Origin of the sequence: Bacillus sp. FSL R5-0512 (assembly GCF_038593295.1) — a bacterium.
Taxonomy (GTDB): Bacteria; Bacillota; Bacilli; order Bacillales; family Bacillaceae; genus Bacillus; species Bacillus safensis.
In genome coordinates, this window is sequence record NZ_CP151982.1 from 1,680,933 (window position 1) to 1,695,425 (window position 14,493).

A 14,493-nucleotide genomic window follows, 5' to 3' on the forward strand; every position below is an offset into this window, starting at 1 on the left:
CCTTTTCGGGGCTTCTTTTTTATTTGAACATTATTTTTCATCGTTTTAAAATTCTTAATCTACAATCCTTTTTCTTTTCCCCGTTGCTCTATCGAATGATTCAAGGATATACAAAACATGGTTTAACATTAATTATGTTTTCTCTATTGTTATAATTGGTTAAAAAACGATAAAGTGGATTAAAGTGTCAGACTCATTATGGTATTCTAGTAAAAGAATACGCCATAAAAGGAGTCTTTTTTATATGAAAATATTAGATGCTCCATCTTTACTGTCAGCTGTAGAACAAAGGTCAAAAGTCTATCAGGAGCTTCGAGACGAAATGCAGCATGTGAAAAAAGCATTAAAAAGTGTGTCAGGATTAGGTGATGAATTTACTGGAAAAGGTGCAGACAATATCAAAGCCTTTTATGAGGATCTTGCGCTTTACACAGACACTTATCTTGATTTTATTGATACGCAAAAAGCTTTTTTAGATGGGGTAAAAGGAAAGCTTGATGATGAATCGTTAGGCGGGAGTACATTTATTGATGAGCATTTCTTAGGCGCTCAACTGAAACAAGGGATTCAGAATAATAAAGATATGGTCAAGGAACAAAAAGAAGCCCTATCCACTATTTTTGATGACATCAGTGATCTCATAGAACTGAATGTATTTTCAAGTAAAGAGGTCAATGAACATTTAGACGATGCAAACGAAAAAAGAAAAGAGGCAATTGATGCTGTACATAAATTAGATCATGCCCTAAAAACAGAGTACGAAAAATCAGAAGCGATTGAGAAACATCTTGCAACCTTTTATGCAAAAATGATGGCTGCTACAGGAAAAGGGAAAAATGCGCAGCCCATGTATTACGATGCAAAAGCATTTCATGAGACAAATGTGTACAAGAATCATGATAAAATCGATGCACAGGTGAAAGCATATTTAAAGGTGAAAAAAGAAGAAAAAGAGAAACGAAGAATCAAAGAATTGAAAGAAAAACTCAACGATCCTTCGTGTATATCAGAGGAAAAATACTTTGAGATTGTAGACGAAATTGGATATGAAAATCTTTCTTACGATCAAAAAATGTATTACAGCCAGCTTCTCCAGATCAAAGCGCAGGAAGAAGCATCAGAGGGGTTCGTTGATGTTGTAAAAGGTGCAGCAGTTGGTCTATATGATGTGGCCAAAGATACAGTGACCGGAATATATGATCTTGTGACAGACCCTGGTGGTGCCGTTGAATCGGTCGTAACGGCTGTTTCTCATCCAATTGAAACGTCGAAAGCGATTGGAAAGTCGATTTCAGACTCATTCCAAAAAGAAGTCATCGATGGTGATGCATATTCTCGATCACACTGGTTCGCCTATGCGACTGGCTCTCTAGCAGAAATCGTCTTTGGTTCTAAAGGGGCAGGTGCCATCACAAAAACGGGGACAACAGCGGCCAAAACAACGGTGAAGAAAGGCCTTGAACAAGGAGCAAAATCATTAGACAGAGTCTCTATTCCGAATCTATTGCCATACTCACCAAAGTTTCAAATGGCTGGCGGCCCGAAGCTGCCGTATAACGTGTTTGACGGAGAAAATCTCAAAAATAAACTCCTCTATATGGCAAAGCGTCTAGACAACAATCCAGGATACGGCATCTCTAAGACAGGCAGACGCTTACCAGCACCAAAATCACCACCGACTGTTGTGAGCTACGGAGATCACTATGTGAGATGGAAACGTAAAAAAGTATTAAAACCAAATGTTGTTTATTCAACAAAGCAAGGCTACACCTACACAACCGATCACTACGGACGTATTGTCAAAGTCGAAGCAAGTGATTTAAAATACGGAGAGGTCAAAAGAAACCAATATGCCCAATCCAATTCAGGGAAGCCGGATCGATTATCAAAAGATGACGGAGGTCACTTGATTGCCTCTATTTTTAAAGGGTCTGGGGATATTGATAACCTTGTTCCGATGAGTTCACAGATTAATAGAAGTGGCGGGAAATGGTATGAGATGGAGCAACGGTGGTTGAAAGCTTTGAAAACCGATCCACCTAAAACTGTGACTGTTTCAATAAAAGCATTTTATGAATCCGATTCGTTAAGACCATCTGAATTCCTAGTCAAATACAAGATAGACGGAAGAGTTTATACAGACACAATATATAACAGACCAGGAGGATGAACAAATGGAAACAAAAGAGATGGAAAGCTTATATAGAGAAATAGCTAGAAATTTAAATGAAATGATTCCAGTGGAATGGGATACAATTTGGATGTATGCAGAAATGTTAGATGACTCTGCATCTGCTCTCTTTTATTTTACGGTTCCTAATAAAGAGGAATATTTTTATTCACACAATATCCCAGATCAATATCAGGTTAGTGAAGACACATATGATAGCCTGTTGATTAACTTACAAAGAAAGCTAAGACAGTTGAGGGAAGAGTATACTAAAGAACAATCAGATAAATGGACAACTGTAAAAATGAAATTGACTTATTCAGGAAAAATGTCAACAGATTTTGGTTACGATGATGTATTTTCTTTAGGTATTGACAATATACAGAGAATAGCAGTTTGGGAATATGAAACGTTTGGATTTTTACCCGATGATGAGGAAGATAAAGAAGCTGTGCTAAATTTTATAAAAAATAAAGAAGAAAACTAATAGTACATTACCCTCCAAAGACAGGAGGGTTTTTGTATTAGATATGAATTGGTTCTAGAAAAAGTAGACTAAGAGGATACAACTTGTTCCGACTGATTTGTATAAAAATGTGCCACATATTGGTGCAGCATCAGACTTAAGAGGAGGCTACTAAAATGAGTTTTAAACGGATTAAAGACAAACTTGATCAATACACTATTGATATCAGATCAACCAAAACAAATAGCTCATTATACGAAATGAATAAAATAGAAGAATAAAACGGATATCACATTTCTTCTGATTATAAAAGTTTTATTAATAAATATGGAGAATGTTGGATTGAGGACAATGTATATACCTCTCTAAGAGAAAAACCAGTGTGGTTTGTTGGTGAATCAGTGCCAGTCGAATTGTTTTATGGGTTGGAGCAAAATGATTATGATATAAGAGAAGCCATAAAAACATATAAAGAACAATTATCAGAACAAATAATTCCTATCGCAGACGCAGACGGCGGAGACCTAATTTGTTTAGATGTTAGTGAAATAAATCATGGGAAAATTTATTATTGGGATCATGAACTTAGAGATAGAGACCAGGATCTGTTCCTGATTGCTGATACTTTTACTGAGTTTATTGAAGGGTTATTTGTTGTTGAAGATGATGATGAAGATAGTGATACAGAAGATATTGCTATCCAACTTAGTGACGATCTCATAAAAATGTTAAAGGAGAGAGATTAAAATTTAGACAAATCCTTTCGAGAAAACTAAACGTTTCTTCTATCTATATGGAAATTCATTTTAATCTGAATAACTTTTAAGTTTAAAGGGTGCTAAAGTGCATCCTTTTTATTTTTTTTTTAAACACTCTTTATGGGTGTTTAAGTTTGTATTAGCTATAGGACGTAATGCATGATTATGATCATCTATAATCCGGATGCGCTTTTAACATTGTATATTTAATTGTTTTATCAGGATTAGCCACGAAGTATTATGTCATCAAAGGGAAGGCTTTTTATTATGGTGATGCATATTCTCGATCACACTGGTTCGCCTATGCGACTGGTTCTCTAGCAGAAATCGTCTTTGGCTCTAAAGGGGCAGGTGCCATTACAAAAACGGGGACAACAGCAGCCAAAACGACGGTGAAGAAAGGCCTTGAGCAAGGAGCAAAATCATTAGACAGAGTTTCTATTCCGAATCTATTGCCATACTCACCAAAGTTTCAAATGGCTGGCGGCCCAAAGCTGCCGTATAACGTGTTTGACGGAGAAAATCTCAAAAATAAACTCCTCTCTATGGCAAAGCGCCTAGATAACAATTCAGGATATGGCATCTCTAAGACAGGCAGACGATTACCAGCCCCAAAATCACCACCAACCGTTGTTAGTTACGGAGATCACTATGTGAGATGGAAACGTAAAAAAGTGTTAAAACCAAATGTTGTTTATTCAACAAAGCAAGGCTACACCTACACAACCGATCACTACGGACGTATTGTCAAAGTCGAAGCAAGTGATTTAAAATACGGAGAGGTCAAAAGAAACCAATATGCCCAATCCAATTCAGGGAAGCCGGATCGATTACTAGATGATGATGGAGGTCACTTGATTGCAACTATTTTTAAAGGTTCAGGGGATATTGATAACCTACTTCCGATGAATTCACAAATTAATCGTAGTGGTGGGAAATGGTATGAGATGGAGCAGAAGTGGAAAAAAGCATTAACGGCTGACCCTCCAAAGCATGTAGAGGTTAAAATTGAACCTGTCTATATGAATGATTCATTAAGACCTGCAGAGTTTCTTGTAGAATATAAAATCGGAGACCAAAAGAGATTTAGAACTATTAAAAATAAGCCAGGAGGTTGAAGTATGGAAAAAATAGAAGAAAACTATAAAGAAATAGCGGAAATAATAAATGAAATGATTCCTGTAGAATGGGATAAAGTTTGGATGTATGCAGAAATCGTGGATGATTCGTCAGAAGTGAATTTTTATTTCTGCAACCCAGGCAATGAAGAATTAATATATGGTCATAATATTCCTGAAAAGTATAGTGTTAGCAACTCTATTTATAAAGAGTTATTATTAAAACTTCTCCATTCTTTTGAAGACTTAAAAAAGGAATATGTAAAAAATGGATTGGGAGATTGGTCGACAGCAATTTTAAAAATGGAGCAACCAGGGAAATTCTCGATTGAGTATGGGTACGAAGATATTTATTCATTAGGCATTGATGGTGATCAAAGAATTGCAGTTTGGGAATATGAAACGTTCGGATTTTTACCCGACGATGAAGAAGATAAAGAAGCCGTATTAAATTATATAAAAAATAAAGACGATAACTAACGCACAATACCCTCCGAATAAAGGAGGGTATTTCTCATATATGTTTCATAAAACCTCATTTCCATTATCTAAACCGATAAACCGTCACTTCACAATCACCCAGGACCTCTTCAATCATCTCTTCCACAATCGTCCAATCGCCGCCTGCCAATCCGCAGCCGATCCCGTATGGAATGGCGATGGACGTTTGGTTTTTCTCTTCAGGTGATTGTGTCACTGTATCCTTTAGGTGTTGAAAGCAGCTGCGTAAGGCATCGTAGTCTGTTTGCTTTCTTGTTCTTCCGTATCCAGCTTGGGCAAATAAGTTGGCAATTGTTTTTCCGTCTTTTGTTGTGATGAGTTGAACGGAGCTTAACAAGTCATCTCCTTGTTCTGTACATAATTGTTTATAATCTTTGTACACATTCGGATATTTGCTTTTGATCTGTTTCGCTAATCCAGCGCCCATGACTCCTTTACAGTTCACCTGATGACAGATGATGTCTTCGCTTGTCTCTAAAATGTTGCCATCCACCGTTTTGATCATATGATGTAACCCCTTTTTGATAAAATGCAAACTTATGTTCTATTATAACAGTTTTGTTCCTGTGATTTAATAGCTTTTGATGAGTTTTTAGTTAGTACACGATGTTCAGGTGACAGCAAAGTGACAAACATGTCATATGATTCCATGGTTTGTTCGTTCGATCGATGGAGGCAGACATTTCATTTCAATTATCCTTATCGTAAATCAAGTAAAAAGGGATGAAGTGAGATGCGAGAATTTAATGAAGATTTATTTAGGTGGGTGAATCAGTTCAGTATCGATCATGGTTACTTGAATCCAATATTTATTGGACTAGCTGAATATACAGTGCTGTTAGCAGCGCTCATGTGTCTGTTCGTATGGTTTCAAAATCGCAGCAGGTACAATAGGGCGATGGTCGTATCTGCCGGACTGACCTTCATATTGTCAGAGTTACTTGGGAAAATCGCAGGGCTCCTTTATTTCAATCAGCAGCCCTTTGCAGAAATGAGCCACGTCAATCTTTTGATTCAAAAGGAAGTGAATAACTCGTTTCCAAGTGATCATACCATCTTTATTTTTTCAATTTGCCTGATCTTTTGGCTGTTTCACAAACGCCATATGTATTGGCTGATCATTGCGTGTGCTGTTGGTTTTTCAAGGATTTGGGTAGGTGTTCATTATCCATTAGATGTCTTAGCAGGAGCTGCTATAGCGTGTTTAACAGCCGCCGCCGTTGTATATTTGCCGATATGCCAAAAAAGCGTTGATGCCCTTTTGTCATGTTATGAATGGCTTGAACAAAAATTGGTAGGGAAGAGAATAAAATAACATTGTTGCAGCAAAATACCCCGATCTGTTTATGGCTCAGATCGGGGTGCTTTTTATTTTCGCCAAAACGTTGAACAATCCGCTTTGTCTTCGATATTAAATTCGATGATTTTTTTTAGGAGAGGATAATCAACTGGCAAGCTTTCTTTCATGCGAAACAGATTTTTCCCATGATCGTACCCAGCTTGTACAATGTCAGCTGAAAATTGATCAATTCCTTTTGCTTCTGGTGCGACAGAAATGTGATGTTTTGCCACGCTAAACCCAATAATAAATGTGCCGTGATCTGTGAACATGGGCTGATTCCAAGCAATTCTTGGCTCTAATTGAGGGAATGTGTCTTCTACCCATTGTAAGATGTCTTGAGTGCGCTGCTTCAGCTCTGGGTTACCGATTTTGCTGATATATTCTTCAAACACATGCATGATATTTTATCCTCCCAATCCATCTACCTCATAAGCCTCAGACGGGATTCGAACCCGCACTCCTTTCGTAAGCATAGGCTAGGGGCAACACGCTTCCCTACGGAATTTCACCGACAGGAATTTCACCTGTCTCAGCTCATGTGCTTTTCGGTGCTTCTGAAACCCTTGCCTTGCGACCCGCCAGCTACAATTTGTTTTACGGCGCTCTTCCCTACTAGAGCTACTGAGGCGTGTAAGTGATTGATCATATTATATAAAGAAATTGGATAAATGAAAAGCTGCTATGAACCATCATAAGATTAGAAAGCCTCGACATTGGGCTTTTTTCATTTCATCTCGAGATGTTTATTTTAAAAAAAGGCGGAATTTTTTCGCAAATATCGTTGACTAGGAGAAAGAAACGCACTTTCAATGGAAACGGTTGTTGAAGATTCAAGTGATTCATATTAAAATGATGTCAAATGGACGAATTAGCAATTGCTAATAGAAGTTCCATATTTAGTGAATTCATGTGTTTTAGCTGAAGGTGATTGGGGGTGTAGAATGAGCAAAGTTCCTGTTGCGGAATTGGCATCACTATTAAATGACTGGAACATGGAAATCAAAAAAGATCATGCAGATGAGGCAGAACGGTTATTTGCCAAAGCGAAACAAGCGGTAGAGGAAATTGACGATGCGGATATCCTCATATACTATTCTCTTCTTGAGAAGAGGCATCACATTCTGATGTACAATTTAAGAGGGCAAAAGGGCAATGTTTCAACGAAAAGCATAGAGGGTCATTATGGAAAAAAAGAAGATGACCTGTCTAACCGTCTTGCCTATTATTTTGATTTTTATGAGGGTGTGTATGAGCAGCATCAAGGTAATTATGAGGTTGCATTGCAGATGTATCAAAGTGCTGAAAAGCTCTTAGATAAAATTCCAAGTGAGATCGAACGTGCTGATTTCGATTTTAAAGTGGCATGGCTTTATTACCGGCTCAGTCATATTATGCTCTCACTAAGCTATATCCGCAGAGCGCTCCACGTCTATAAGCGGCACAAGCAGTATGAAAGAAGAACGGCCCTTTCATACTCTCTTATAGCAGCGAATCTAACAGAGATCGGCCGGTATGAAGAGGCGCTTGAGAATTATCGTCTGGCAGAAAAAGTTTTGACAAGCGAGCAGGATGATTTTATGCTGGCTCAGCTTCATCACAATGTGGCCATTTTATATTCATTTTGGAATAAACCGAAGGAATCGATACGTCATCTTGAAAAAGCACTGTCTCATCAAGAGTATTATGATTCAGATTTCTTTTTCCATTCTACGTATCTGATCAGCCGAGAACTCTGTGTGATTGGTGAAAAGCAGCGTGCAAGCCAATATATAGAGGCTGCATATGCCAGAATGAAAGATGCTTCTCATGAAGTGTTTCAGCTAAAAATAGGCATCGTACATGATCTTTACTTAACGCATGCACCGCAAAGATTTCAGCAAATTGATGAGAAATTAAGAAAGTTAGAAGAGAAGAATGAATATCATGAAGTAAAAGAGCTATCACAATTTGCAGCAAAATATTGTGAAAAGCAAGCACTTTATGAGCAGTCTGTTTTTTACTTGAACAAAAGTTTAGAAGCGGATTTACATATGAAAAGAATGGGGTTGATTTAAGATGAAAACAGGATTAAAAGTATTATTCGTTGTAGGTTTAGCGGTCGCTGCGACTGTTCTGACGCAAAACGTTGCAGGTTCTTTCGAAGTTGCAGAAAAAATCATTGGTGGTTAATACCATTTATCTCTCGCCCTTGTTGATATCGTCAGCAAGGGTTTTTTTTTGTTTTAATAGGCTCTTCTTATTAAACGCTGCAAGAACGTTTAATAAGAAGAATTCGCAACAAAGGGGGTGTGCAAATTTATTACCTGCTCCATTATTCTAAATAAACATAGGGCAGAGCAACAAGTTAAAAAGGTCACTTTTCTTTGCTTAATTTAATTTTTTGCAGGACTTTTCATTCAAATTTTATCAAATTGGTCTAATGTACATAGAAGGAAAAGAAAAAGCAGGGGCACCGCCCCATTTGTCATGCATATGATGAGATAAGGTCTGATTCGAAGGCAGGTGATTGTATGTATCCACGGGTTTATGGTGGTTTTCATGGAGGCGGATTTACAGGAGGCGGGGCTCATATTGGGCCGGTTGGTTCCCATATCGGCTTTGGCGGGTCTTATTTGAGCCCTGGTGTGTTCTCTGGCTTGGGAGGTTTTCCTGGGTACGGGGGATTCGGGACATTTTCTGGATATCCGTATGGTTCTACGTTCATCATGGGACGTCCTCCTGGTTTTTATGTGAGGAGTTATTAGTGTAAGAGCACAATAATTGAAATAGCCATCTAAAGATAGGCTATTTCAATTGGTGAAAGTGCTTCAATCCAGCAGTTATCACAATGACCCCTAGGATGATGATAGGCAGCCAGATGATGATAAATGGATCGTAACGATCTGTATATGCAGCAATAGCTGCACCTAGGCAGTAGAAGACAATAGAGCCTATTCGCATCAAGCTTACAAGCTGGATAGGGGCCTTTCTTTTTTCCCGGTATGATATACGCTGAGCTGCATCTTCAAATAGGTTAGCAAGTGTACTCGTGAGAACGGTTGTGGAAATGCCAGCAACATTCAATTTACGAGCGGCTGCTGTCTGCATACCCATAGCCATACTTAAAAGGATGATCAGCATAAAGTAAGCACCTTGTGTATAATGGAAAACGGTCATGAGAGCAAATAGAAGCAAAATCATCAATTCGATGATAAAAATGCGTGTAACGGCTTTTGGCCAAAACGTTTTCTCATGCTTTCCGCCTATCACAACTGCAAGTAAAACCCCTAAAACGAACCCACTTAGAGCAATGATGGAATGAAGGGCTGTTAGCTGCAAGGAGCTTCCTGCTGCAATGCCAAGCAGCACAATATTACCTGTCATATTGGCTGTAAACACATGCCCTAGGCTTAAATAGCCAATCACATCCACAATTCCTGCGGAAAGACATAAGAAAACCAAAGCTGTATTTCGAAATGAATGTGCGGTCAAAATAGTCATTCCTTTCTTCCTCTCTAATGAATAAGTGTAACGCTTTATGACCGCGAATGTCCATCTGATGAGATGGTCACATGTGTGCAAGCTGATGTAAGACTTGTCTAAAAGTATCATCATTCACAAGGTGCCTCATGCGGCGGAACGGATCGCCCTTTTCCTTTAAACGCTCTATAACAGCCGGCATCGTAAAAAGAGAAGGATGAAGCTCATCATGATAGAGTTCGTCCCATTCAAGCGGTGTCGCAACAAGTCCAAGCTCATTTCCTCTTGGGGAATATGGAGCGATGATTGTTTTCCCAGCATCATGCTGAATGTAGTCTAAATACAAGAGATTGCCGCGGTTTTTCTTAAGACGTTCCAGAGTAAAAAGATCCGGTGCTTGCTCACATAAAAATTGGCATATAAACGCGGTGAATTGTCTTGTTTCTTCGTATGTGAAGGCGTTTTTCTTTAAAGGAATATAGACTTGAAGCCCTTTACCTCCGCTTGTTTTAATAAAGGCTGTGAGGAAAAGCCCGTCTAAAAGCGCTTTGATTCGTTTAGCCGCTTCTATGGCTAGATGAAACTCATTTACAGATGGCGGGTCCAGATCAAAGACGATTTCTGTCGGCCGATTCGTATCTCTTGTTTCAAAAGGGATATGAAATTCCATCGCCAGCTGGTTGCCAAGCCAAAGAAGCGTACGAGGATCATTACAGACCGTATAAGAAATATCATCAACTTCATCTGTTAAAACAAAATCCGGCGCATAATCAGGTGTCGTCTTTTGATAAAAGAATTCGTCTCCAGTGCCGTGCGGATACCGAATTAAAGTAAGACGCCTTTCACGTAAAAAGGGCAAAAGGTAGGGAGCCGCTTGTCTTAAATAAAGTAAGTAATCTGCCTTGTTTAGTTGAAGAGCCGGGACAATCGGTTTCTCAGGGTGAGTGACTTCTATAGCAGCAGGGAGTGGATACAGCTGTTTGAGCATGTGCTGAAATGTACATGTTGCTGGATCAGCATCTAGTAAAAAGGAAGAAAAACGCGGCTCTCTTAACGCCGATCCATCAAAGGATATACAAGCAATGCTGGCAACGATAGAAGGGGGGATTTCGTATAATGATCCTCCTGTTAACTGGCCTTTTGTCTGAAATAGCGTACGCAGCGTTTGTTCTTCTTCTTTAGAAAATCCATGCTTGAATTGGACAACCTCGATGAGTGCCGAATCTTGATAAATGGAACCTTGGAAATAGCCATTTTCTTTGTCAAAACGGGTGACAATGACAGAGACATAACGCCAGTTTTTCATTTTCAGCCATTCTTTTGAACGAGTATTGTCATGCCATTTACTTATCTTTTTTTTCGCTACTAGTCCTTCTGCTAAATACATCGTCATCACGTTTTTCATGTATTCAGAGTCTGGATCTGTATGAATGACCTGCAAAAGGGAAGGGTGCTCAAGCTGAACTGATGAGGGGAGCTTTGCTTCTTGGAATAATTGCTGCAGCTGATTTTTTCTTTCCATCAACGGTGAATCAACGATAGGTTTCCCTTTGCAGCTTAATAGATCGAATGCAATAAAATGACATGGAAATCGTTCAGCCTGTCTTTGGATGGCTTCTTTGTTTTTCAGCCTGCCTCTTTGCTGAACCTTCGCAAACTCGCTTTGCTGTTCACTCAGTAAAAAGACCAATTCTCCGTCAAGCGTCAGCGGTAAATAAGGAGCAAATTGGTCTCTTAATTGTTCGCACTGCTCCATCACTTCAGGAAATTGCTCATTCAGCCGTTTTCCGGTCCTGCTTTCTAAACGCATCTCGTCTTCTTCCCATACAAGAATAGCCCGAAAGCCATCATATTTTAATTCATATACCCAGTCTGCACCGGCAGGTATATCATGTGCAGGTGTTAATCGCATAGGTTTCATTGTGCATGTCACTTCCTTATATCATGTGTTCTTAGAGTGGGATGAAATTTTCAATCACATACATAAGTCTGATGAAAACATTACATAGTAAGGAGAAAAGAACGGAGGAAGCGCGATGCATACAGTATGGAAAGGCGGCATTAGTTTCGGATTGGTCAATATTCCAGTCAAGCTGTTTACCGCTACAGAGAACAAAGACATTAAATTAAGACAGCTGCATAAAGAGTGTCACACGCCCATTAACTACAAGAAAGTATGTGCCAATTGCGGTGAAGAGGTAGCGCCGGAACAAATCGTCAAGGCGTATGAATATGCGAAAAATAAATTTATTGAATTGGACGATGAAGAGCTGGAAAAACTGCGAAAAGAAAATGAAGAAAAAGCCGTTGAAATCATTGATTTTGTGAAGATTGAAGAGATTGATCCCATCTATTATGAAAGAAGTTACTTCTTATCACCGGATACTGGCGGAGCAAAGGCTTATTCATTATTAAGAAAAGCTTTAGAGGAATCGGGAAAAATTGGTGTCGCAAAAATTATGATCCGCTCAAAGGAGCAATTAGCGATCGTTAGGTGCTATGAACATATTTTGCTGATGGAAACCATTCATTTCCCTGATGAAATTAGACAAGTATCAGATGTACCGAATATTCCCCAAGAGGAGAACATTGTAAAGAAAGAGTTAGATACAGCGCTCCTTTTAATCGAGCAGCTGACCACGACATTCGATCCAGCGGCATATCAAGATGAATACAGAGAACAGCTGATGAATTTAATTGGCGATAAAATATCTGGAGAACATACCGTTCAGCCGGAAACGACAGGCAAAAAAGATCCTGCAGCCAATGTGACAGATTTAATGGCCGCACTACAGGCTTCGATCGACCGATCAAAACCAGCCAAACCGAAAAAAGCAGCACCTAAGAAAAGAAAAACACCAGCCAAAAAAGAAAAGAATGCATAAAAAAGACCGCTGACAAGCGGTCTTAAATTGTTGACAAAAGGCTAAAATGGTCTTTATTTTAGCCTTTTGTTTTCATTCAGCGTGATAGAAAACCTTTGCAGCCCTAGGAAGGGCGAGTACCGGAGTTGAGCGAATTTGACATTCGTGAGTACCGGAGCGCAAATCTGACAAAGAATGCGAGGGTTTGTCTACACGCTAAGACAGCTGACGAGCGGTCTTATTGCGGCTTTAACACATCCTGAATCGTCCCATCTTTTCGGTGAATGACAACGGAAGTTCCTTTATTAGCTGAAATCTCCTTGGCCCGTTCAATTGCTTCTTGTTTTGTTTCTTTGACCTCACTTGCTCGTTTCGCTTTCTCTGTTTGAACCGCCCAGCCTTCCTCATGTTTCACTACATGCTGCGCCTGATCCATGAGCTCTGGTCTTGCAGAGCTGCTGTTCTCAGAGGGTTTGACAGAACCATGAGAGGAGAAATTCTCTACCTCTTTGTCCGTTGCGTTCTTTTTCCACTCTTTCGCTTGACTGATTGCAATGGGAATGGCTCTATTTTCCTCATAGCCTTCCTGAATCATTTTATTGGCAATCTCAATCGCTTTTTTTCGAATGACGTTGTCTAATGATTTCAATGAAGCTGGATAATCGTTCATCGTCCAAGGCATAAGAAACGCTCCTTTCTTTTATTTGAACACCTTCCCCCATCTGTAATGGATCAAACATACAAGTTCTCTCAAACCAATGTTGGGGATAAAATACATCGTTTTGCTGAGGCAGAATCTCATCAATTCCCGCAGAATAGAAGGTAGAAAAGGAGTGATTTTGATGATGATGAAAGGTTTGTATGAAGCACATTTACCTGTGAGTGATTTGAAGGCATCTATTGCGTTTTATGAAAAATTGGAATTGACACTTGCTCATGAAAATGAACGAGTTGCTTTTTTATGGATTGAGAAAGGAAAGAGCTGGCTTGGCCTGTGGAAAGTAGATATAAACAATTTTCCATACCATCCCTCGACTCGGCACGTTGCCTTTCAAATTACAACGTCCAGTATCGAACAGATCAAGACCTGGCTGATTGAAAGAGGCATCAACATTCACCCAATGTTTGGTTTTTCAGAAGAAAAGCAGCCTTTAGTTCTCGATAATCCGCCGCAATTTCATGCAGCGATCTATTTTCTTGACCCAGATGAGAATCTGCTTGAATGCATTGCGCCGCTTGAACTTGATACAGCAGAAAACTACGATATCATGACATATGAGGACTGGGATCGAAAGAAACATCCGTTTATTGATTGACAAACTCACTCATTGTAACTATATTGATTACAACGGTGGTGAAAGATTGTGAAACAAATTAGCAGCAGGTATCCGATTGCTGTTCATATTGTGTCATTTATTGCAGGTGTTCCAAAAGAGTGTACAGGTGATTTTATTGCAGAGAGCGTGAATTCAAATCCAGCCATTGTTCGAAAAATGATGGCAATGCTCAAACGGGCGGGTCTTATTGAAATTCGCCGCGGAGTAGGCGGTGCTTATTTAAAAAGACCGGCTGAGGACATCACACTCTTAGATGTGTACCGTGCTGTGGATGTAAGCGAGGATGAAGAATTATTTAACTTTCATCAGCCCGTCATCGCATGCCCGATTGGTCAAGCGATGGATACGAGACTGCGGCATGAACTAAAAGAAGCACAAGCTGCACTTGAGAATCACCTAAAGCAAGTGACAATTCAGCAATTATTAACAGAGGCGGAATAAAAAAGCTCGTACTTTGGAGCTTTTTTTACACCTTTGT

General features: G+C 39.3%; 15 protein-coding genes. 10 read left to right on the forward strand and 5 right to left on the reverse strand.

The features are described from left to right. The first annotated feature begins 244 nt into the window (after window positions 1-244). From NSQ25_RS08525 to NSQ25_RS08545, 5 genes are all read left to right on the forward strand, one after another. On the forward strand, window positions 245-2,170 hold the full coding sequence (locus NSQ25_RS08525) for a T7SS effector LXG polymorphic toxin (RefSeq protein WP_326136410.1): 1,926 nt from the start codon (window positions 245-247) through the stop codon (window positions 2,168-2,170). 4 nt (window positions 2,171-2,174) lie between these two features. After that, window positions 2,175-2,657 (forward strand): immunity protein YezG family protein, encoded by a 483-nt coding sequence (locus tag NSQ25_RS08530; RefSeq protein WP_326136408.1) that lies wholly within the window; start codon window positions 2,175-2,177, stop codon window positions 2,655-2,657. A gap of 272 nt (window positions 2,658-2,929) precedes the next feature. Then, on the forward strand, window positions 2,930-3,382 hold the full coding sequence (locus NSQ25_RS08535; protein ID WP_326136662.1) for an SMI1/KNR4 family protein: 453 nt from the start codon (window positions 2,930-2,932) through the stop codon (window positions 3,380-3,382). A gap of 404 nt (window positions 3,383-3,786) precedes the next feature. Then, complete coding sequence (locus NSQ25_RS08540; protein ID WP_326136406.1) at window positions 3,787-4,512, forward strand: DNA/RNA non-specific endonuclease; 726 nt, start codon at window positions 3,787-3,789, stop codon at window positions 4,510-4,512. A gap of 3 nt (window positions 4,513-4,515) precedes the next feature. Beyond that, entirely contained in the window at window positions 4,516-4,992 is a 477-nt protein-coding gene (locus tag NSQ25_RS08545) for an immunity protein YezG family protein (RefSeq protein ID WP_326136404.1), read from the forward strand. A gap of 64 nt (window positions 4,993-5,056) precedes the next feature. On the opposite strand, the gene NSQ25_RS08550 is transcribed toward NSQ25_RS08545, so the two are convergent. Next, on the reverse strand, window positions 5,057-5,518 hold the full coding sequence (locus tag NSQ25_RS08550; protein ID WP_326136401.1) for a macro domain-containing protein: 462 nt from the start codon (window positions 5,516-5,518) through the stop codon (window positions 5,057-5,059). Between the two features lie 228 nt (window positions 5,519-5,746). On the opposite strand from NSQ25_RS08550, the gene NSQ25_RS08555 reads away from it, so the two are divergent. Then, entirely contained in the window at window positions 5,747-6,328 is a 582-nt protein-coding gene (locus tag NSQ25_RS08555) for an undecaprenyl-diphosphatase (RefSeq protein ID WP_065214387.1), read from the forward strand. 53 nt (window positions 6,329-6,381) lie between these two features. Here NSQ25_RS08555 and NSQ25_RS08560 read toward each other — a convergent pair whose 3' ends face one another. Beyond that, on the reverse strand, window positions 6,382-6,753 hold the full coding sequence (locus tag NSQ25_RS08560; protein WP_034621969.1) for an iron chaperone: 372 nt from the start codon (window positions 6,751-6,753) through the stop codon (window positions 6,382-6,384). 543 nt (window positions 6,754-7,296) lie between these two features. Between NSQ25_RS08560 and NSQ25_RS08565 the strand changes: the two genes are divergently transcribed. Further along, complete coding sequence (locus tag NSQ25_RS08565) at window positions 7,297-8,409, forward strand: tetratricopeptide repeat protein (protein ID WP_034283371.1); 1,113 nt, start codon at window positions 7,297-7,299, stop codon at window positions 8,407-8,409. A 730-nt stretch (window positions 8,410-9,139) separates the two neighbouring features. Here the strand turns inward: NSQ25_RS08565 and NSQ25_RS08570 are convergent. Beyond that, window positions 9,140-9,835: a YoaK family protein gene (locus NSQ25_RS08570; protein WP_326136399.1), complete on the reverse strand. Its 696-nt coding sequence runs from the start codon at window positions 9,833-9,835 to the stop codon at window positions 9,140-9,142. Between the two features lie 67 nt (window positions 9,836-9,902). Continuing rightward, window positions 9,903-11,735 carry a DNA ligase D gene (locus tag NSQ25_RS08575; protein ID WP_326136397.1) on the reverse strand — a complete coding sequence of 611 codons (1,833 nt, stop codon included), beginning with the start codon at window positions 11,733-11,735 and terminating at the stop codon, window positions 9,903-9,905. A 115-nt stretch (window positions 11,736-11,850) separates the two neighbouring features. On the opposite strand from NSQ25_RS08575, the gene NSQ25_RS08580 reads away from it, so the two are divergent. Beyond that, on the forward strand, window positions 11,851-12,699 hold the full coding sequence (locus NSQ25_RS08580; RefSeq protein ID WP_041117494.1) for a Ku protein: 849 nt from the start codon (window positions 11,851-11,853) through the stop codon (window positions 12,697-12,699). Window positions 12,700-12,916: 217 nt separating this feature from the next. Here the strand turns inward: NSQ25_RS08580 and NSQ25_RS08585 are convergent, their stop codons facing one another. Next, complete coding sequence (locus tag NSQ25_RS08585) at window positions 12,917-13,360, reverse strand: DUF2188 domain-containing protein (protein WP_065214391.1); 444 nt, start codon at window positions 13,358-13,360, stop codon at window positions 12,917-12,919. 160 nt (window positions 13,361-13,520) lie between these two features. Here NSQ25_RS08585 and NSQ25_RS08590 point away from each other — a divergent pair, with 160 nt between their 5' ends. After that, a complete protein-coding gene (locus NSQ25_RS08590) occupies window positions 13,521-13,994 on the forward strand; it encodes a glutathione transferase (protein WP_081279459.1) in 474 nt (157 codons plus the stop codon). Between the two features lie 48 nt (window positions 13,995-14,042). Next, complete coding sequence (locus tag NSQ25_RS08595; protein ID WP_034283385.1) at window positions 14,043-14,456, forward strand: Rrf2 family transcriptional regulator; 414 nt, start codon at window positions 14,043-14,045, stop codon at window positions 14,454-14,456. Window positions 14,457-14,493: the final 37 nt, after the last annotated feature.

Coding starts and splice junctions, on each gene's coding strand:
- NSQ25_RS08545 (WP_326136404.1), top strand. CDS start 4,516: ATGGAAAAAATAGAAGAAAACTATAAAGAAATAGCGGAAATAATAAAT.
- NSQ25_RS08555 (WP_065214387.1), top strand. CDS start 5,747: ATGCGAGAATTTAATGAAGATTTATTTAGGTGGGTGAATCAGTTCAGT.
- NSQ25_RS08565 (WP_034283371.1), top strand. CDS start 7,297: ATGAGCAAAGTTCCTGTTGCGGAATTGGCATCACTATTAAATGACTGG.
- NSQ25_RS08560 (WP_034621969.1), bottom strand. CDS start 6,753: ATGCATGTGTTTGAAGAATATATCAGCAAAATCGGTAACCCAGAGCTG.
- NSQ25_RS08530 (WP_326136408.1), top strand. CDS start 2,175: ATGGAAACAAAAGAGATGGAAAGCTTATATAGAGAAATAGCTAGAAAT.
- NSQ25_RS08580 (WP_041117494.1), top strand. CDS start 11,851: ATGCATACAGTATGGAAAGGCGGCATTAGTTTCGGATTGGTCAATATT.
- NSQ25_RS08585 (WP_065214391.1), bottom strand. CDS start 13,360: ATGCCTTGGACGATGAACGATTATCCAGCTTCATTGAAATCATTAGAC.
- NSQ25_RS08590 (WP_081279459.1), top strand. CDS start 13,521: ATGATGATGAAAGGTTTGTATGAAGCACATTTACCTGTGAGTGATTTG.
- NSQ25_RS08525 (WP_326136410.1), top strand. CDS start 245: ATGAAAATATTAGATGCTCCATCTTTACTGTCAGCTGTAGAACAAAGG.
- NSQ25_RS08575 (WP_326136397.1), bottom strand. CDS start 11,735: ATGAAACCTATGCGATTAACACCTGCACATGATATACCTGCCGGTGCA.
- NSQ25_RS08570 (WP_326136399.1), bottom strand. CDS start 9,835: ATGACTATTTTGACCGCACATTCATTTCGAAATACAGCTTTGGTTTTC.
- NSQ25_RS08550 (WP_326136401.1), bottom strand. CDS start 5,518: ATGATCAAAACGGTGGATGGCAACATTTTAGAGACAAGCGAAGACATC.